We start from the raw sequence: 18,256 nt of genomic DNA on the forward strand, positions 1-18,256 counted from the left end.
CTGGGTAGGTTGCCCAACAGGGCCCCAAAACTTTACCGAAAGGGTCACCGTGATTTCCGTTGCCGATTTGGAGCTGCGCGCCGGCGCACGCCTTCTCATGGAGGGCGTCTCGTTCCGCATCGACAAGGGCGACAAGATCGGCCTCGTCGGGCGCAATGGTGCCGGAAAGACCACCATGACCCGCGTGCTTGCCGGGGAAACGGCGCCCGCAGGCGGCTCGGTCACCTCCACCGGAACCATCGGCTACCTGCCGCAGGATCCGCGCACCCCCAACATGGAGCAGCTGGCCCGCGACCGCATCCTTTCGGCCCGCGGCCTGGACGTCATCGTCGGCAAGCTCAAGAAGTGCCAGGACGACATGGCCTCCGAGGACGCCGCGGTGGCAGCGAAGGCCATGCGCCAGTACGACCGCATCGAGGCCGAGTTCATTGCCGGCGGCGGATACGCGGCCGAGTCCGAGGCCGCGGCGATCTCCAACAACCTGGCCCTGCCCGAGCGCCTGCTCAACCAGGCACTGTCCACCCTCTCCGGCGGCCAGCGCCGCCGCGTGGAACTGGCCCGCATCCTGTACGCGGATGCCGAGACGCTGCTGCTCGATGAGCCCACCAACCACCTTGACGCGGACTCGATCACCTGGCTGCGCGGCTTCCTGGCCAACCACCAGGGCGGCCTGCTGGTCATCTCGCACGACACCTCGCTGCTCGAGGCAACCGTCAACAAGGTCATCCACCTGGACGCCAACCGCGCCAGCATGGACGTGTACAACCTGGGCTGGAAGCGCTACCTGCAGCAGCGCGAGACCGACGAGCGGGCCCGCAAGCGCGAGCGCGCCAACACCGAGAAGAAGGCCACCACCTTGCTGGCGCAGGCCAACAAGATGAAGGCCCGTGCCTCGGGTGCCTCTGCTGCGCAGTCCATGCTCAAGCGCGTGGACCGGTTGATGGGCGGGCTGGACGAGGTCCGCGTCGCCGACCGCGTCGCAAACCTGCGCTTCCCGGATCCGGCCCCATGCGGCAAGACCCCGCTGATGGCCGAGGGCCTGTCGAAGTCCTACGGTTCGCTGGAGATCTTCACCGATGTCTCCCTGGCCATCGACCGCGGCTCCAAGGTCGTCATCCTGGGCCTGAACGGCGCGGGCAAGACCACGCTGCTGCGCATGCTCGCCGGGGTGTCCAGCCCCGACACCGGCGACCTGGTTCCGGGCCACGGCCTGAAGATCGGGTACTTCGCCCAGGAGCACGACACCCTGGACGTGGACCGTTCGGTGCTGGAAAACATGCGCTCGGCGGCCCCGAGCCACATGGGCGACGCGGAGGTGCGCGGCATCCTGGGTTCCTTCATGTTCTCCGGCGACGACGTCTCCAAGCCGGCCGGGGTGCTCTCCGGCGGCGAGAAGACCCGCCTGGCCCTGGCCACGATCGTAGCCTCCAGCGCCAACGTGCTGCTGCTCGATGAGCCCACCAACAACCTGGACCCGGCCTCGCGCGCCGAGATCCTCGGCGCGCTGTCCAACTTCACGGGCGCCGTGGTCATGGTGTCCCACGACGAGGGCGCGGTTGCCGCGTTGAACCCGGACCGCGTGGTGCTGCTGCCCGACGGCGACGAGGATTTGTGGAACGACTCCTACCTGGAGCTTGTCACCCTGGCCTAACCCGGATTCGGCCCGCCTTCCCCCTTGTGCCAGTGGCACTCCGGGGCGAGGGCGGGCTTTTCCGTGTCCCGGGCCGGCCCCTCGCCGGCATCTTGCGCGCGGCACGGACCCGCGGTAGCTTCGGCATACCGGCCCCCGTGCGTTCAGGGGGAACGAAAACCAACCCCGGCGACGGAAAGGAAGCAACCGATGGGCGCCAGTCAGTGGAACATCGGCCCCGCGGCGGATGCGGCGGAGCTGGTCGCGGCCTCGGGGCTGTTCGACAACCCGGTCTCCGAGCACGGCGCGCGGGCCTTCCTGGGGATGCCCGGACACCACCTGCTGCTGGCGCGCAGCGGGGACGGTACCGCTGTCGGCTTCGTCTCGGGAGTGGAGATGCGGCACCCGGACAAGGATGCGGAGATGTTCGTCTACGAACTGGGCGTGGACGGTTCGTTCAGGCAGCGGGGAATCGCCACGGCATTGTTGCGCGCCCTGGCCGCTCTCGGCCTGGAGCTGGGCTGCACGGGAATGTGGACCGGCACCGAACGCGCGAACGCCGCGGCCCTGGCGACCTATCGTTCGCTGGGTGCGGTCGTGGACGCCGAATCGGTGTTCGTCGAATGGGACTCGCTGGGCGCATCCTTCGCGACCTTGAAGGCGCCGGATAAGCCCTGAACGGGTGGAACCATCCGCCGGGACGAGGCTACTTGGTCCCGGAGATGCCTGCGTCGCGTTCGGCAGCCTGGCGTTCGAGTTCGTCGAGGTACGCGTCCTCGGTGGCCTCGTCGGTAGGGCTGCCGTCGCGGCGGACCAGTTTCTTGGGCTTCTTGCGCATGTGGTGCGCCTGGTGCAGCACCGGTTCCTCGCCGCGCAGGGCCGCCGCGGCAACCTCCTCGCGGTCCTCGCGGTTGATCCGCGCCTGCTGCTTGGCGGCATAGCCAAAGCCCACAAAGACCAGCACGCCGAAGGCGAACCACTGGAACATGTAGGACAGGTGCGGGCCCTCGTCTTCCTCGGGACGCTGCAGCTGGATCGGAGCCTCGGCCGCGGCCGGATCCTCCAGGTACATCAGCCCGTAGCTTCCGGTGGCCACCGGGTAGCCGAGCTGCTGCTCGTAGGTGGGCAGGTCGATGGAGGCCAGCTGGCCCTCGGGAGCACCGCGGTCGAGCTTCGGCTCGCCGCCCTTGAGCCGGACGTCTACCTCGACGGTGCCGGCCGGGGGAGCCGGGATCGAATCCGGGCGCCCGGCGTTGTTGTTGCCGATGGGGAGGAACCCCCGGTCCACGATCACCACGGTCCCCTCGAGGGTGCGGAAGGGGACCAGGACCTCGTAGCCGGGGCGGGATCCGGAGATCCGGTTGCGCACCACGACCTGGTCCTCGGCCAGGTAGCTGCCGCGCAGCGAAACCGGGGTCCACTTGCCATCGGCCGGCAATTGCTCGAAGAGCTGCTTTGCCTCGGCGAAGGGGACCGGTTCGGCGTCGTAGTTGCGTTTCACATGGGAAATCTCGGTCAGGGCGCCCTCCCGGCGGTCCATCTGCCATTTGCCCAGGAAGGTAAAGGTGGTGGCGAAGAGGCACACCAGGAGCAACCAGCCGATCCAGCGGGTGCTGGCCAGGAATCGATACACGCTGCTTTGTTCTCCTTAGGTGGTGGTGCCGGGGGCAGGGTCAACGAGCGGCAGGCGCTCCTTGAAGAGCAGCCGCTCGGAGAGGTAGTTTTCGAGCCAGTCGGCATGCTCGCCGCAGGCCAGCCAGGTTTTCCGGCGTTCCGGGGTGTGGATCTTGGGGTTGTTCCACAGCAGTTGCACGGTGGCGTCGGCCCGGCATCCCTTGCGGGAGCAGCGCGGGGGACCGGTGGGACCCTGCGGTGCCCCGCCGCCCAGGGAATCGAAGATGCTCACTGGGAACCGCCGCGGTGGTGGTGCCCGGCCAACGGCTGTTCGGGCTGTTCCGGCTCTTCCAGGAAGGTCCCGTCGATGGTCGTCGGTGCGTCGGCCGGGAAGGGGCCCGCGGCATCCGATTCGTAGGTGGCGGATGCGGCCGGCGCCGGGTGCACGGCTTCCGGGTTGGTGGCGGGCTCGGTGATGATTTCGCCGTCCTCGTCGACCTCGAAGGTCTCCCCGTCGCGGGGCGCGGCATCGGCGGCCGGTGATTCCTCTTCGGGGACGGTGGTTCCGGAGGTGAGTAGGCGGGGATCATCGCCCTCGAAGAACTCCGCCGGGGGCTGGCGCTTGGTCAGGTCGGCACCGCCGTTGGCGATCACCACCGCGATGTAGGGCAGCACGATGGCCCCGGCGAGGAACACCCACTGCAGCCATCCGTGCACGAAGAAGGCCGCAATGAAGCAGGCCAGGCGCACGGACATCGAGATGGTGTACTTCAGCACGCGGGAATGCTGCTCCGCGGCATGGGACTCTTGGGCCTCGGTGATCCGGTGGACCGGTGGGCCCTGGTCATGGTGGTGATGATTGCTATGTGGCTCGCTCATAGTTCTTCCGTCGATCCGTCACCCATCATTGTCTCACCGACCTGCGCCGGGGTACGAATCGGCCCGGTGCGCGGGCAGCGAACGTCCGCCCCGCGGTTCACCGGGCACGGCAGCGGGGGTGGCCGTGGCCGTGGCGGGGTGCAGGCAACAAGCGCGGCGGACGTGGTGCCGGAACACCTGGACCGCGCTCGGGCTAGGATTGGATCCGCAGCCCACCACCCACAACCAACAATTCCTTATGGAGGATCCATGTCCGAAACCCCCACCGGCCGCAGCGTTCTGGTCACCGGCGGCAACCGCGGTATCGGCCTGGCCATTGCCCGGGCCTTCGAAGCCAACGGCGACAAGGTCGCCATCACCTACCGCAGCGGCGAGGTCCCCGAGGGCCTGCTGGGCGTGAAGGCGGATGTGACCGACACCGCGTCCGTCGACGCCGCGTTCACCGAGGTCGAGGCCGCGCACGGTCCGGTCCAGGTGCTGGTGGCCAACGCCGGGGTCACCCGTGACATGCTGCTGCTGCGCATGAACGAGGACGATTTCACTTCGGTCATCGACACCAACCTCACCGGTGCGTTCCGCGTCATCAAGCGCGCGTCCAAGGGCATGATCAAGATGCGCAAGGGCCGCGTGGTGTTGATTTCCTCGGTCGTGGGCCTCTACGGCTCCCCGGGGCAGATCAACTACGCGGCTTCCAAGGCCGGCCTGGTGGGCATGGCCCGCTCGCTGACCCGCGAATTGGGCTCGCGCGGCATCACGGCAAACGTCGTGGCGCCCGGTTTCATCAACACGGACATGACCGCCGCGCTGCCCGAGGCCACGCAGAAGGGCTACCTGGCCTCGATCCCGGCGAACCGCTTCGCCGAGGCCGAAGAAGTGGCAAACGTGGTGCGCTGGGTGGCCAGCGACGAGGCCGCCTACATCTCCGGCGCCGTCATCCCGGTCGACGGCGGCCTGGGCATGGGCCACTGACCCCGGGCGAAGTCGGCAGCCCCGCCATCGGGGGATAGCCAACAGCAGGGATCGACGGCCGTCACGGCATCCGTGGCGGCCGCATCTCCGTGCACCCGGCAGCGCTGCGGACGCGTCATCCGGGCAAAGCCTCGATCCCGGTTTCCGCGCCCGGCTGCGGCATGTTCAAAACCATATTCAGGATTAACATCTAGGTAAATTTTTGAGTTAGTCCGCTTTAAGGCCGCGTGCGCCATGCGCGACCCCTCCGCCAAAGAAAGCCCGGACCGGAAGGCCGTTCTCGGCCACCGGGGTCCCGGCCCGGGGAGCCGGGACCCCGCCGTTCCGGCTCCCTGGTGCAAATGCCCGCGATTTCCGCGGCGCGGTCCGCCGGAGGGGACCTGCCCGCGCTGCAACGAATAAACTGTTGGGGATACCGGCATCAAGACGCGTGCAGCCGCACCGCGTGCCTGCCGGGCCACGACGGGAAGAAGACGCCACCATGGAAACCCTCAAGGACCGCCTCCGCGCGGACATGACCGCACACCTCAAGGCCGGCAACAAGGTCGAACTCACCACCGTGCGGAACCTGCTCGGCGAGATCAACACCCGGGAAAAGGGCGGCAAGACACCCATTGAACTCGACGATGCCGCCGTGATTTCCCTGCTCCAGAAGGAAGCCGCACGCCGCCGCGAAACCGCCGTCACCTACACCAACGCCGGCCAGGGAGATCGCGCGGCCGCCGAGGAACAGGAAGCCGCCATCATCGAGGCGTACCTGCCCGCCGCGCTGAGCGAGGACGAGGCCAAGGTCATCGTCGCCGAGGCCGTCGCCACGCTGCGCGCCGAGGGCAACGAACTGGGCATGCGCCAGATGGGTTCGGTCATGAAGCTGGTCACCGAGAAGGTCGCCGGCCGCTTCGACGGCAAGGCCCTGAGCAACATGGTCCGCGCTGCACTGGCCTAGCTAGGCCCACCGGAGCGCGCTGCGGGCATCGGTTTCGGCGCGCCGGGCCGGTCGGAAGACCAAAACCGTTCCGCATGCCCCGGTAGCCTTGATGAGCCGATGCGGCCACGCACCGGTAAACACTTCGACACGATGCGGGATCTGGATGACTGGCTGGGCCGGAACGAACTGGCAATTTTTCGACGACGAGGACACCCAGACCCGGATCGGAGTCACCTTTGGCTACGGCCTGCTTGACGAAGAAGTCGCGGCCACCGGCTCGCTGTCGATGGCACTTTCCGCCTTGCGCACCGAATTGGCACGGCCCGTGGAACTGGGCGCAGGACGCACCGGCTTCCCCGAGGTCATTGCCGAAGCGGGGACAGACACCTCGACACTGCTGATCCGTGGCGCCACCGATACGGTCGCCGCCGCCTGGCGGCGGCTGCCAGGGCTCTTCGACGGTTGGATCGTCACCGACCAGACATCCGCGATGCGCCCGGAGCACCCGGTGTGGCCGGCGGACCTGTTGCGGCGCACCGGCCGCAACGCGGCGGCATTGGCGGGGATCCAGGTGAGCGCACCCGATGCACGTGAACGTGCCCGCGTGCTGCTGCCCCTGCTCGACCCCAAGTCCGAACGGATTCGAGCGGTGTTTTTCACCACCGACCAGTCCCTGGTGGGTCTCGGGTTCCCGGTCCGCGAAACCGACTCGGGCGCGGAACCTTCCCGGATATGGGCCGACGGCACGGCCAAACACGTCGGCGGTTCGGACGCGGGGCCCCTGCCGGAAGGCCCGGCCACACTGGTGCGGCGTGCCACGGGCAACGGCACCGGTTCGCTGCCCGTCAGCGAGGACCCGGTCCTGCTCTCCACCCTGGTGCCACGCTCCGCGGCCGGGCTGGCCGCAGCGGAACTGCTGCGCGCCCAGCTGGCGGCAACGGCAGCCAACGCGGGGCAGGATCCCGCCGCGATCGGCATCGACATGCTGGGCATCGGCGCGGAGTTCTGCGTCTTCCTCGTTGCGGAGAATCCGCTCGGGGAAGCGGCCCGGCAGCGCGTGCTCATGGACTTCAGCCGAACCATGGCCTTGGTCCCGGATCCCTGGGTCGAGGACGCGGTGCGGGAGACCCACCACGGGCTTTCCCCCCGGCTGGCCCGCGAACGCAGGGTGGTGGGCCTTGACGACGATCCGGGCACCGACACCGCCGGGGTGCGCCAAGTGCTCAGCCAGGCCACTCAGTGCCTGCACCTGGCCCTGGAGCTGGGGTCACCCGGCCCGCTCGATGCCGGGAAACGGGGCAGGGACGGGAAATCCGGACGTGAACGCATCTTTCGTTCCCTGCCCGGCGGGGACGTGGCCACCGACAGGTCCGCGACGCTGGCCATTGGCGAGGGCACGATTGCCCTGGGCACCCGGTCGGCGGGGCACGGGGGAGGCACCAAGCATGAAACGCGCATGGAGATTGAAGCGATCCTTGCGGTCCTGGAGGATCCGGCCGGCACCCTGGCCATCATCGACGAGGACCAACGGGTGCTCACCTTCCACCCGCAGCTGTTCAAGCGACACAAAGTGCTCCAACGGTCCCTCGATCCGGTGCTCGGCGGGTTGCCGCGCCTGCTGATCAACAACGGCGCCGACCCGGCATCCATGCGGCAGCGCCGCGGGCGTGCCAAGCGGTGGCCGGCCTGGCTGATGGCTGGCTCCGCGGCGCTCGTTGCCTGCCTGGCGGTGATGATCGCGGTGACCAACATCGATGAGCCGCAGGTCACCGGGCGGATCACCATCGGCGAGACCGCCCAGCTGGGCAACGGAACCACGATCACGGCTACGGGCTTCGAACGCCGGCCGACGGCAGCGGAAGACGCGGAGTCCCAGGTGGCAGTCCAGGTGCGCTTCTGCGCCGGCTCCGACACCAAGGGCGCGGAATTTCCACCGGAAACGCAACGCAGCGTGGCACCCGCGGACTTTGTGATGCTCAACCAGGAATATGCGTACGCGCGGCTCGTCGACAGCGACTCGCAGCTGCGCCGGGACACCCTGGCCCAGGGCCAATGCGCCGTCGGGGACCTGGTGTTCAAGGGCGTCGACCTTTCCGTTCCGCGCCTGGCCTACAAGAACGCGTTCGGCGACGACGTGGTTTGGTACAGCCCCGGGCAGGTGCCGCCGGCGCAGTAGGCGGCACCTGCCCGGGAGCAGGCCGCCCTGGACTAGACTTGTTTGGAGGATTCCTACAAGTCTGCTCCCCATGGAGTGCTGGCAGGATTGGAACCAGCGTCCGGGTATTTGTACGGACACCCCAAGTTCCCCCAGCACCGGCGGGGAACCAGTAATTTTCAAGCAGTGATGCACAAGGAGTGTAAATGACCGATCTCACGGGCAAGTCCGCGATCGTCACCGGGTCGTCCCGGGGCATTGGCGCCGAAGTAGCCAAGATCCTCGCCGCACAGGGTGCCGGCGTGGTCATCAACTACCGCCAGAAGGCACCGCGCGCCAACAAGATCGTTGCCGGCATCACCGAGGCCGGCGGCCGCGCGGTGGCCGTGGGCGCCGACCTGACCGGACCCGAGGGACCGGCGGCACTGGTCGATGCGGCCATCGAGAACTTCGGCTCGCTCGACGTGCTGGTGCTCAACGCCTCCGGCGGCATGGAATCGGGCCTCGGCGAGGACTACGCGCTGCGCCTGAACCGCGACGCCCAGGTCGCCATGCTCGAGGCCGCCACCGCGAAGATGGCCCCGGGCTCCCGCGTCGTGTTCGTCACCAGCCACCAGGCACACTTCATCGACCAGGTCGAAACCATGGACGCCTACGAGCCGGTGGCCCGCTCCAAGCGCGCCGGGGAGCTCGCGCTGCGCGAATTCATCCCGGCACTCGAGGCCAAGGGCATCACCTTCGTGGTGGTCTCCGGCGACATGATCGAGGGCACCATCACCGCGACGCTGCTGGACCGTGCCGAGCCCGGCGCGATCGAGGCCCGCCGTGCCGCCGCCGGCAAGCTGTACTCCGTGGTGGAGTTCGGCGGCGAGGTCGCAGCGATGGTCACCGCCGATGTCCCGACCGGCCACACCGAGTACGTCGGCGGGGCCGGCGACTTCCTCAAGAAGTAGCTCCGCGGTTCCCTCCCGCACGGCCCGCGGCCGGCAACCCAAGGATCCCCGCTTCCGATCACGGAGGCGGGGATCCTTGCACGTGTGCGCCTTCGGACCAGGACCGGTTCAGCTGCCGAGCAGGCCATCGACGTTGGGAAGGCCCTCGAACCGGGTGAAGGTGCCCTGCTCCGCGATCTCCCGCGCGGCCCCCAGGAACCCGTCCCAGGCGGTGCGCGCCAGCGTGCCGCCCACGCTGATCCGGCGCACCCCGAGCTCCGCCGCTTGTGCGACGGTGGTGAAGGGGGCGTTGACCAGCAGGTTCACCGGCTTGGGGGCCACCGCGGCAACGATGGCCGAGACATGCGCGAGGGACACGATCCACGGGGCGTAGAGGCAATCGGCGCCGGCCTGTGCAAAGGCACGCAGGCGGCGGATCGTCTCGTCGATGTCGGGGCGGCCATGGACGAAGCCCTCGGAGCGCCCGGTGAGCAAGACACCCGTTCCGCTGCGGTCGATCGCTTCGCGTGCGGCCCGGATGCGCGCCACGGCCAGCTCGAAATCGAAAAGCGGATCCTCCGGGTCGCCCGAGGCATCCTCGATGGACAGCCCCGCGACCCCCGTGGACACGGCCCTGGCGACGTTTGCCCCCACCTCGTCGGGATCGACCGCGTAGCCGCCCTCGAAGTCCGCGTTCACCGGAACGCGCACGGAATCCACGATGGTGCGCAGATGGGCGAGCACCTGGTCGATGTTGCCCGAGCGGTCGGGGTGGCCGGTCGTCCAGGCGAACCCCGAACTGGTCGTCGCCAGCGCCTTGAAGCCCAGCTGTTCCAGGGCGCGGGCGCTGCCGGCATCCCACGGGTTGGGCATCACGAAGCACCCGCCGGAGTGCAAGCGGTGGAACGCGGCGACACGGTCATCGGACCTGGGCATGGCACACCTCGGTTGTGGTTCGGTTCCCAGACTCTACGCGCGGGGCAAGGCCCCGACAAGGGGGGCCTTCACCGGTGCCGCTGCGGGCAACCTGCCGACGGGTGTCACTTCGCGGTGTTCAGGATCCGCACCAGGGAGCGCAGGCCGAAGACGAATCCGCCCAGGGCGAGGGTGTAGCCCAGGAACTGGTAGAGCCGCAGGTTCTGCGCCAGCATGGGTCCGGATTCGGAGACCATCAGCAGGATGCTGCCGATGATCGCGGCGATGGAGATCCCGGCGATGATGCCCTCGTGGACCAGCCCCGTGAGGAAGCCGCGGTCCGCGGGGGAGGCGAATTGCCGGACGTTGACCTGCAGGTTCCCGTTCTCGATTTTTTCATTCAGCATGGACAGGTTGCGCGGCAGCCGCTGCAGCGTCGAGATGAAGCCGATCGCGTTTGAGGCCAGCATGTTTCGAAGCGCCTCGGGCGTGGTCATGGCCGAGATCCACGTCAGTGACCGCCGTTGTGCCTCTGCGATGACGTTGAAACCCGGATCCAGCAGCTTGATGGTTCCCTCCAGTGCGCCGATGGCCCGCAAGGCGCCGGCCAGTTGCGGCGGGACGCCCAGGGAATGTCTGTGGAGCAGCCCGAACAGCTTGGTGAAGAGCACACCGGGCGAACCGTCCAGGTGCGTGAGCAGGATGCCCATGCCCCGCTCAAGGGCGCGCCGGTCCAGCGCGGGTGCCCGCTCCACCATTTCCAGCAGGCGGTCGGTGGCCGCGACGTTGTCGTCGGCCTGGACGGCCACGATGAATCCCGCCAGCGACATCCGGGTGTCGCGCCCGAGGCGTCCCACCGCGCCGAAGTCCAGCAGTGCCAGGGCGGGCCCTGCGGGAGCATCGCGGCTCGGGGCGGAGGGGCGCAGCACCAGGATGTTCCCCGGATGCAGGTCGGAGTGGAAGACGCCGGCGACGATCACCTGCTGCAGGATTCCGTCAAAGAGCTCCGTGGCCAGCCTCCGGCGGGATTCGGGGGTTTCGGCCTCCAGGCAGGCCTCGCCCAGCGGCTCGCCGTCGAGGCGCTCCATGACCAGCACCTTGTTGGAGGAGTATTGCGGGTAGACCGCCGGGATCTTCAACGCGGGATTGCCCGCCGCCACCGCACGCATGTTTGCCAGTTCAACGGTGTAGTCCAATTCCTCGCGCAGCGAGACCCCGAAACCCACCGCGAGGGATTCGAGCCCGAGCGCCCGGCCCCAGGTGGTGCGCCGTTCGAGCATCCGCGCGAACCGCTCGATGATGTCCAGGTCGACCTTGACCTGCTTGCGGGCCGTCGGACGCTGGATCTTGACCACGACGCGCTGCCCGGTCCTGAGCACCGCGGCGTGCACCTGCGCCACCGACGCGGAGGCCAGCGGCTCGGGGTCGATCGAGGCGAAGACCTCGTCTGCGTCCCGGCCCAGGGCCGCCTCCAGCAGCGGGCGCAAGGCGCCGAAGGGTTCCGGTTCGGCGCGCGTCTGGAGCAGGGACAGCTCGGCAATGTATTCCGGGGGCAGCGCATCGGCCCGGGTGGAAAGCATCTGGCCGAGCTTGATGAACGTGACCCCGGATTTGCCCAGCGTGGCGGCCAGGGACCGGGCCGTCCGGGCCGCCTCCGGGGTCCCGCCCTGCATCGACCGTGCGTTGACCGGGCGCAGCAGGCCCTCGCGGAAGGCGGTCCTGGTGACCTGCAGGTAACGTTTGCGCCGCGCGCCCGATGCCCGCAGCGAGCTCACCATGCCCCACGGCGTTCCCAGGCTGCCGGTGGGCCACAGCACCTCCACGGCCACCAGCAGCCCGGTGCCCAGCGCGAAGGCCCAGGCGATCGAGAGGCCGAACAGCATGAGCGTGGGCACCACCGCCCGGGCAGCGTCCTCGGCATCGACGATCCCGGAGTTGGCCAGGAAGACGGTGGTCAGCGGGGCGCCGCCGAAACAGACGACCAGGCCGACGCCGAAGGAGCGGGGCCATCCGACCGGGACTCCCAGGATGCGCCGCACGGCAAAGGCCGCGGCCAAGGCGAAGAGCACAGTCAGGACCGCGGAGAGCAGCAGGAGGGGGAGGAACGCTGGGGTGCCGGTCGGATCCAATCTCGGGCTCCAGGTGGGTAGACGACAGGAGAAGAACCGGGCCGTGACAGGTGCGCTCCTGCGGCCCACGGGTCCAGACTACGTGAAACGACCCGTTGCCGACATGGGGGGCAATGCAGTGGTGCGAAGAATTGGGGGGGCAGACGCACAGGAGGCGCCCGTCGCCCGGTGTCGGGTGTCGGACGCCTCCTGGGCGGGCGATGCGGGCCGCGGTTAGGGCTTCTTGCCGCAGACGACCTTGTTCCAGGGCTGGTAGGTCCAGGACTTGGTCTCCGCCGGAAGCGTCTTCTCGGCCGAGGTCCGCGAACGCGTGACGTTGATGGAGAAGCCCTTCTTGCCGCCGCTTTCCGGCACGCATTTTTCCGCCGGGTTGTAGGTGGTGCGCGGGTTGGTGAAGTTGTACTTCGCGCTCGAGGTCGACTTCACGGTCCAGTAGTCGGTGGACCACAGGCGCGTGTGCACCCGGCCGCCGCCGACCCAGGCCTCGATCATGACGGCATAGGGGGTGTTGTTCTTCCACGCCATGTCGACCTGGCCCTCCCAGAGGGTGGCCTCGCGGCCGGCGGGGTAGCGCTCGAACCAGCGGCTGTGCGGCTTGTGGGTGATGTCGTCGTAGCCGGCCAGGAACCCGGCGTTGTACATCTGGGTGGAGATCTGCGAGAGCCCGCCGCCCACGGCCTCGGTGGCAAAGCCGTTGACCACCACGCCGGAGCCGTAGTATCCGTTGGCGGTGGTGATCGGGCCCAGGGCCTTTTCCAGCGAGAAGGTCTCCCCGGGCATCACCAGCACGCCGTTGAGCCGCTTGGAGCCGGCGTAGAGGTTCTTGGTGCGCACGGTGTCGGAGGCCGGGTACGGGGTGGAGAAGTTCACGATGGCTTCCTTCACGCCCAGCTTCTTCGCCGCCTCGGTGGTCAGCTTCGGAACCGTGGTGGCCAGCTTGACCTTGGCGGTGCGGTCCTTGTCCAGGGAGGCGGCCAGCACCAGCTTGTCCAGGCCCTCCGCGTCGATGGACTTGCCGGTTGCCGAGGGTATCACGGTGGGCTTGCCGCCGGAGAGCACTATCCGTGCGTCCTTGGCGGAGGACTTGAACCCGTCGGAACCCTCGCTGGCGGCTTCGGCCAGCTTCTTCGGATCCAGGGACATGGTCACCGCGTCGTCGGCGATCTTGAAGGATGCGGCCGCGGCCAGTTGGGCCGGGGACAGCGAGGCGCTGGATTTCCCGTCGGTGAGCTTGATCGGGCCTTCGACCAGCGGCTTGGCGGTCTCCTCGAGCGCCTTTTCAAGGGTCTCCTGGGAGGTCTTGGGGGCGGTGAGCGTGGCCGGAAGCGCGATGGGGTCCGCGGCGTCGAACCAACCGTTGGCAAGCACCGTCACCGACTCGTCGAGGTTCAGCTCCACGCCGGTGACGGGCTTGGTCAGCACGGGCTTGGCGCCGTCGAAGGCCAGCTTGCCCTCGGTGGTCTTGGCTGCGAACTTCGGTGCCAGCGCCTCCACGGCGCCGCGAAGCTTGGCGTCGTCGACGTCCAGGACCGGCTCGATGTGCAGCTGCCCGGTGACGCGCTTGATGAGGTTGGCCGGGTTCAGGTCGAAGCCGGTGAGCCCGTCGAGGGTCCGGTCGATGTCCAGGCCCAGGCCGGCGGTGGCCGGATCGAGGGTTTCTTCCTTCCCGTTGACCGCCACGGTGATCTTCTTGGCGGCCTCGGGGGAGAGCTTGTGCTCGAGCACCTGGCGTGCGGCCTCCGCCGAGAGCGAGCCGACGTTGACCCCGTGCACCGTGGTGTTGGCGGGGATCTGCGATCCTACAAAGGCGGCGGCGCCGGCGTAGAGGCCTGCGGCCAGTGCGACGGACGCGCCGGCTATGAGCCAGCCGCGGCGCGACTTGCGTTCCGGGCCGCGCTGTCTGCGACCCAATTCTTCACTAAGCAAAACGACTGGTTTCTCTTCCATCGGGGGCACGCCGGCGTACCGTGACTTGGGCGGCGACGCACAGCACCGTGGCCGTGCCGCCCTTTGCATCCTACCGGGGGGCTCCAAACGACGGAGTAATTAACCGGTCATTAGTAGCAAATCGTTATGAGATCCCTACCAAGTTGGCGATGATGTCCAGCCGCGGCAGGTCGATGCGGGCATCGGCGGCATCGCGCAGCAACGGCTTGGCGTTGAACGCCACGCCCAGCCCCGCGGCCCCGACCATGTCCAGGTCGTTGGCACCGTCGCCGGCGGCGATGGTGTGTTCCATCGAGATGCCCAGCTCCTTGGCCCAGGTGCGCAGCATCACTTCCTTGAAGGCGCGGTCCACGACGGTGCCGTCCACGGTCCCGGTCAGCTTGCCCTCGGCGATGACCAGGTCGTTGGCCCGGGCGAAGTCCAGGCCGAGCTCGGCGGCCAGCGGATCAAGGATCTGGGCGAAGCCCCCGGAAACCACCGCGATGTGGTGCCCCGCGGCCTTGAAGGCCGCGATCAGCTCGGCGGCCCCGTCGGAAAGTTCCAGGCGCGCACGCACCGCGTCGATCACCGCCGCGTCAAGCCCGGCCAGCGTTGCCACGCGGGCGTGCAGCGAGGCGGCGAAGTCCAGCTCCCCGCGCATCGCGGACTCGGTGACCGCCGTGACCTCGGCTTCGCGGCCCGCGTGGGCGGCGAGCAGCTCGATGACTTCCTGCTTGATCAGGGTCGAGTCCACGTCCATCACCAGCAACAGCTTCTTGGCGCGCACCAGTTCGGCCGGGACCACGGCGATCGCGGTGCCGCGCACCGCGGGATCCTCGGAGCGGGCCAGCTGGGCGTCCAGCGGGTTCACCAGGGCGCGGAGCTGGCGCACCGTGCCGGCAACCTCCCAGCGTGCCCCGCTGCGCCCGGTGCCGGTGAACCCCGCCTCCTCGATGACCTCGTGGCCGGCCGCGGCCAGGGTGCGACGCAGCCCGACGGGTTCGGGGCAGGAGGCTGCGGCGGAATAAAAGACGATGAAGGCGGTGGATTGCATTCCTGTATTCTCCCGTGGCGTGGCACGTTGGCCCAAAACGGGGTGCGCTTTGTTGCGCGGAACACCGCGGCAGCCGTCCGGCCGGGTCCGGTTGGGCCAAAACCGGGTCACTGGCCTAGTGTTTTACCCATGAATGAAGTGCTGGGCCTGGCCGACGTCTCCGTGGTACGCGGACGCAAAGACTTACTGACCGATATCAACTGGCAGGTAAAGGAGGGCGAGCGTTGGGTGGTGCTGGGGCCCAACGGCGCCGGAAAAACCACGCTGCTGCAGATCGCCGGTGCCCGCATGCACCCCACCCGCGGTGTCGCGGGCGTGCTGGGCGAGGTGCTCGGGGCCGTCGACGTCTTTGAGCTGCGCCCGCGCATCGGCCTGTCCTCCGCGGCCCTGGCCAGCCACATCCCCGAGGGCGAGAACGTGCTCAACGTCGTGCTGACCGCCTCCTACGGGATGACCGGGCGCTGGCGCGAGGCCTACGAGAAGATGGACGAGCGCCGTGCGTTCGCCCTGCTCCACGACTGGGGCATGTCCACCATGATCAACCGCCCCTTCGCAACCCTGTCCGAAGGGGAGCGCAAGCGCGTGCAGATCGCCAGGGCGCTGATGACCGACCCGGAACTGCTGCTGCTCGACGAGCCCGGAGCCGGACTCGACCTGGCCGGCCGCGAGGACCTGGTGGCCCGGCTGAGCGAGCTGGCCGCCGACGAGGAGGCCCCGGCGATGGTGCTGGTCACCCACCACCTCGAGGAGGTCCCGCCGGGCTTCACCCACGTGCTGCTGCTGCGCGAGGGCCGCGTGGTCGCCGCCGGCCCCCTCGAGACGACGTTGACCGAGGAGAACCTCTCGGAGACCTTCAACACGCCCCTGAGCCTGCGGGCCGAGGGCGGGCGCTACAGCGCCGTCGCCAAGCGCTAGCCCCGGCAGCCTTTTTGAGGTGTGCCGCATCCCGCTTCCGGGGTGCGGCACACCTGTTACGACGCACTTTCAACTATTTCAGGAGCTGTATCCGGCGTGGACTTGTGGCGCGACATCATCATCTTCTTCGCGGGCCTCTGGGCCGGGACCATCAACACCATCGTCGGATCCGGAACCCTGGTCACCTTCCCGGTGCTGGTGGCCCTGGGGTTCGCTCCGGTCAACGCGGTGGTCTCCAACGCCATGGGCCTGGTCGCCGGAGGGTTTTCCGGGGCCTGGGGCTACCGGCGGGAGGCAGCCAGCGTCTGGCGCACGATGCTCAAGCTGGTCCCGGTCTCGCTGGTCGGCGGGCTGATCGGCGCCTGGCTGCTGCTGCACCTGCCCGACACCGTGTTCGGCTACGTCGCCCCGGTGCTGATCGTGCTCGCGCTGCTGCTGGTGATCTTCCAGCCGCGGCTCTCGGCCTGGGCGAAGTCGCGGCAGGCCGCCAGTGTCGGGGTCAACCCGGACGAGGCCGACCGGACGCGCATCGGGCCAACGCTCTACATCCTGGTGTTCCTCATCGGCATCTACGGCGGCTACTTCACCGCCGCCCAGGGCATCTTGCTGATGGCCGTGTTCGGGATCTTCCTGCATGCCTCGCTGCAGCAGTCCAACGCCATCAAGGTGGTGCTGTCCCTGGTGGTGAACCTGGTCGCGGCGATCTCCTACCTGATCTTCGCTCCCGAACGCATCCACTGGCCGGTGGTGCTGCTGATCGCCGTGGGTTCGCTCATCGGCGGCTTCATCGGGGCGAAGGTCGGGCGCAGGCTTTCCCCGGGCTGGCTGCGCGCGGTCATCGTGGTCCTGGGCCTGGTGGCCCTGGCCAACATGGTCGCCAAGCTCTTCATGGGTTCCTGATGCCCCCGGTTTTCGACGTCGAGGCGGCCCTCCGCGCGGGGGCGGGCCCGCGCCTGGGGGAGCGGCTGGTGTTCCTGCACACGGCCCAGGACCCGCGGATCGCCGACTACGCGGCGCTCTCCGACGCGGCGCTACGTCGGCAGGCGGACCCGGCCAACGGTCGCTACATCGCCGAGGGCGCCACGGTCATCGGCCGCGCCCTGGCCGCCGGACACAGCCCGCGCTCCTTCTTCATGGCGCCCAAGCGGCTGGCCGGGCTCGCCGAGGTGCTCGAGGCGCACCCGGGGGTGCCCGTCTTCGTCGGGCCCGACGAGGTGCTCGAGGCGGTCACCGGGTTCCACCTGCACCGCGGTGCCCTGGCCGCGATGCACCGGCCCGCACCGCTGGAGCTTGCCGAGGTCCTGCGCACGGCAAGCCGGGTCGCGGTGCTCGAGGACATGGTCGACCATGCCAACCTGGGTGCGATCTTCCGCTCCGCGGCGGCCCTGGGCCTCGATGCGGTGCTGCTGACCCCGCGCAGCGCCGACCCGCTCTACCGCCGGGCCGTGCGGGTGTCGATGGGCGCGGTGTTCCAGGTCCCGTGGGTGCGCCTGGAATCCTGGCCCGGGGACCTGCAGGCGCTTTCCGCGGCCGGATTCCAGGTGGCGGCGATGGAGCTGACCGATCGCGCCGAGCGCATCGACGCGGTGGCCGCGCTGGAGATCCCCAGGCTCGCACTGGTGCTGGGCACCGAGGGCGCCGGGGTGTCCGACGCGGTGCTGGAGGCCGTCGACCGCCACGTGATGATCCCGATGCGACCGGGCATGGATTCGCTCAACGTGGCTGCCGCCGCTGCGGTCGCCTTCTGGGAACTGCGTCTCCGCACCCCCTGAGCGAAGGTTCGGCGGCCGGCAACCGCCCTGCGACCTGCGCGCGAATTGCGAAATCCTTGGGTTGTTCGGCTACACTGGAACGTCGGCTTCGTGATCCCGCAAGCCGGTTTTGCACATTTGGTCGCTGGCAAAATCCAGTGACGTGAACAAAGGTTTTTCCATGAAGGCTGATACCCACCCGCAGTACAACACGATCGTGTTCAACGACCTCGCCTCGGGCGAGAAGTTCCTGACGCGCTCGACCGCGAAGAGCAACAAGACCATCGAGTGGGAAGACGGCAACACCTACCCGGTCATTGACGTCGAAATCTCGGCTGCCTCGCACCCGTTCTACACCGGCAAGCAGCGCATCATGGACTCGGCCGGCCGCGTCGAGCGCTTCAACGCACGCTTCAAGGGCTTCGGCGGCAAGAAGTAATTCTTCCCCCCGCAACGCCT

General features: G+C 68.6%; 17 protein-coding genes. 10 read left to right on the plus strand and 7 right to left on the minus strand.

Annotated elements, in window-relative coordinates:
• Positions 1–49: 49 nt before the first annotated feature.
• Positions 50–1,651, plus strand: a complete 1,602-nt coding sequence (locus tag BLJ79_RS11785; protein WP_071214947.1) for an ABC-F family ATP-binding cassette domain-containing protein — start codon at positions 50–52, stop codon at positions 1,649–1,651.
• A gap of 189 nt (positions 1,652–1,840) precedes the next feature.
• Positions 1,841–2,308, plus strand: a complete 468-nt coding sequence (locus tag BLJ79_RS11790) for a GNAT family N-acetyltransferase (protein ID WP_071214948.1) — start codon at positions 1,841–1,843, stop codon at positions 2,306–2,308.
• A 28-nt stretch (positions 2,309–2,336) separates the two neighbouring features.
• On the opposite strand, the gene BLJ79_RS11795 is transcribed toward BLJ79_RS11790, so the two are convergent.
• From BLJ79_RS11795 to BLJ79_RS11805, 3 genes are read right to left on the minus strand one after another with little or no spacing between them, the layout of a single operon-like run.
• The gene (locus BLJ79_RS11795; protein WP_071214949.1) at positions 2,337–3,263 is read right to left on the minus strand and encodes an SURF1 family cytochrome oxidase biogenesis protein; all 927 of its coding nucleotides are present in this window, start codon (positions 3,261–3,263) and stop codon (positions 2,337–2,339) included.
• Positions 3,264–3,278: 15 nt separating this feature from the next.
• Positions 3,279–3,536, minus strand: a complete 258-nt coding sequence (locus BLJ79_RS11800; protein ID WP_071214950.1) for an acetone carboxylase — start codon at positions 3,534–3,536, stop codon at positions 3,279–3,281.
• Positions 3,533–4,123, minus strand: a complete 591-nt coding sequence (locus tag BLJ79_RS11805) for a DUF3099 domain-containing protein (protein WP_071214951.1) — start codon at positions 4,121–4,123, stop codon at positions 3,533–3,535. The genes BLJ79_RS11800 and BLJ79_RS11805 overlap by 4 nt, the downstream gene beginning before the upstream one ends.
• 249 nt (positions 4,124–4,372) lie before the next feature.
• Here BLJ79_RS11805 and fabG point away from each other — a divergent pair, with 249 nt between their 5' ends.
• The 4 genes from fabG (at position 4,373) to BLJ79_RS11825 (ending at position 9,128) form a co-directional block, all read left to right on the plus strand.
• On the plus strand, positions 4,373–5,092 hold the full coding sequence (fabG, locus tag BLJ79_RS11810; RefSeq protein ID WP_071214952.1) for a 3-oxoacyl-ACP reductase FabG: 720 nt from the start codon (positions 4,373–4,375) through the stop codon (positions 5,090–5,092).
• Between the two features lie 481 nt (positions 5,093–5,573).
• Entirely contained in the window at positions 5,574–6,038 is a 465-nt protein-coding gene (locus tag BLJ79_RS11815) for a GatB/YqeY domain-containing protein (protein ID WP_071214953.1), read from the plus strand.
• 145 nt (positions 6,039–6,183) lie between these two features.
• Positions 6,184–8,196, plus strand: a complete 2,013-nt coding sequence (locus BLJ79_RS11820) for a hypothetical protein (protein WP_071214954.1) — start codon at positions 6,184–6,186, stop codon at positions 8,194–8,196.
• Between the two features lie 185 nt (positions 8,197–8,381).
• Positions 8,382–9,128, plus strand: a complete 747-nt coding sequence (locus tag BLJ79_RS11825; protein WP_071214955.1) for an SDR family oxidoreductase — start codon at positions 8,382–8,384, stop codon at positions 9,126–9,128.
• Positions 9,129–9,236: 108 nt separating this feature from the next.
• Here BLJ79_RS11825 and BLJ79_RS11830 read toward each other — a convergent pair whose 3' ends face one another.
• The 4 genes from BLJ79_RS11830 to serB all read right to left on the minus strand — a co-directional run bounded on the left by BLJ79_RS11830 (position 9,237) and on the right by serB (position 15,131).
• On the minus strand, positions 9,237–10,043 hold the full coding sequence (locus tag BLJ79_RS11830) for an isocitrate lyase/PEP mutase family protein (protein ID WP_071214956.1): 807 nt from the start codon (positions 10,041–10,043) through the stop codon (positions 9,237–9,239).
• 104 nt (positions 10,044–10,147) lie between these two features.
• Positions 10,148–12,151, minus strand: a complete 2,004-nt coding sequence (locus tag BLJ79_RS11835) for an ABC1 kinase family protein (protein ID WP_071214957.1) — start codon at positions 12,149–12,151, stop codon at positions 10,148–10,150.
• Between the two features lie 213 nt (positions 12,152–12,364).
• Positions 12,365–14,062: a VanW family protein gene (locus tag BLJ79_RS11840; protein ID WP_071214958.1), complete on the minus strand. Its 1,698-nt coding sequence runs from the start codon at positions 14,060–14,062 to the stop codon at positions 12,365–12,367.
• 160 nt (positions 14,063–14,222) lie between these two features.
• Positions 14,223–15,131 carry a phosphoserine phosphatase SerB gene (gene serB, locus BLJ79_RS11845; protein ID WP_071214959.1) on the minus strand — a complete coding sequence of 303 codons (909 nt, stop codon included), beginning with the start codon at positions 15,129–15,131 and terminating at the stop codon, positions 14,223–14,225.
• A gap of 129 nt (positions 15,132–15,260) precedes the next feature.
• Here serB and BLJ79_RS11850 point away from each other — a divergent pair, with 129 nt between their 5' ends.
• The 4 genes from BLJ79_RS11850 (at position 15,261) to BLJ79_RS11865 (ending at position 18,236) form a co-directional block, all read left to right on the plus strand.
• Positions 15,261–16,046, plus strand: coding sequence for an ABC transporter ATP-binding protein (locus tag BLJ79_RS11850; protein ID WP_071214960.1), 786 nt, complete (start codon positions 15,261–15,263; stop codon positions 16,044–16,046).
• Between the two features lie 96 nt (positions 16,047–16,142).
• A complete protein-coding gene (locus BLJ79_RS11855; protein WP_071214961.1) occupies positions 16,143–16,946 on the plus strand; it encodes a sulfite exporter TauE/SafE family protein in 804 nt (267 codons plus the stop codon).
• Positions 16,946–17,818 (plus strand): TrmH family RNA methyltransferase, encoded by an 873-nt coding sequence (locus BLJ79_RS11860; RefSeq protein ID WP_083411243.1) that lies wholly within the window; start codon positions 16,946–16,948, stop codon positions 17,816–17,818. The genes BLJ79_RS11855 and BLJ79_RS11860 overlap by 1 nt, the downstream gene beginning before the upstream one ends.
• A 160-nt stretch (positions 17,819–17,978) precedes the next feature.
• Entirely contained in the window at positions 17,979–18,236 is a 258-nt protein-coding gene (locus BLJ79_RS11865; protein WP_071215183.1) for a type B 50S ribosomal protein L31, read from the plus strand.
• Positions 18,237–18,256: the final 20 nt, after the last annotated feature.

Origin of the sequence: Arthrobacter sp. UCD-GKA (assembly GCF_001863355.1) — a bacterium.
Lineage (GTDB): Bacteria > Actinomycetota > Actinomycetes > Actinomycetales > Micrococcaceae > Paeniglutamicibacter.

What these genes read in the sequence shown, in the direction of transcription:
- serB (WP_071214959.1), bottom strand. Translation starts at nt 15,131, where the DNA reads ATGCAATCCACCGCCTTCATCGTCTTTTATTCCGCCGCAGCCTCCTGC.
- BLJ79_RS11860 (WP_083411243.1), top strand. Translation starts at nt 16,946, where the DNA reads ATGCCCCCGGTTTTCGACGTCGAGGCGGCCCTCCGCGCGGGGGCGGGC.
- BLJ79_RS11825 (WP_071214955.1), top strand. Translation starts at nt 8,382, where the DNA reads ATGACCGATCTCACGGGCAAGTCCGCGATCGTCACCGGGTCGTCCCGG.
- fabG (WP_071214952.1), top strand. Translation starts at nt 4,373, where the DNA reads ATGTCCGAAACCCCCACCGGCCGCAGCGTTCTGGTCACCGGCGGCAAC.
- BLJ79_RS11790 (WP_071214948.1), top strand. Translation starts at nt 1,841, where the DNA reads ATGGGCGCCAGTCAGTGGAACATCGGCCCCGCGGCGGATGCGGCGGAG.
- BLJ79_RS11830 (WP_071214956.1), bottom strand. Translation starts at nt 10,043, where the DNA reads ATGCCCAGGTCCGATGACCGTGTCGCCGCGTTCCACCGCTTGCACTCC.
- BLJ79_RS11815 (WP_071214953.1), top strand. Translation starts at nt 5,574, where the DNA reads ATGGAAACCCTCAAGGACCGCCTCCGCGCGGACATGACCGCACACCTC.
- BLJ79_RS11850 (WP_071214960.1), top strand. Translation starts at nt 15,261, where the DNA reads ATGAATGAAGTGCTGGGCCTGGCCGACGTCTCCGTGGTACGCGGACGC.
- BLJ79_RS11820 (WP_071214954.1), top strand. Translation starts at nt 6,184, where the DNA reads ATGACTGGCTGGGCCGGAACGAACTGGCAATTTTTCGACGACGAGGAC.
- BLJ79_RS11865 (WP_071215183.1), top strand. Translation starts at nt 17,979, where the DNA reads ATGAAGGCTGATACCCACCCGCAGTACAACACGATCGTGTTCAACGAC.
- BLJ79_RS11805 (WP_071214951.1), bottom strand. Translation starts at nt 4,123, where the DNA reads ATGAGCGAGCCACATAGCAATCATCACCACCATGACCAGGGCCCACCG.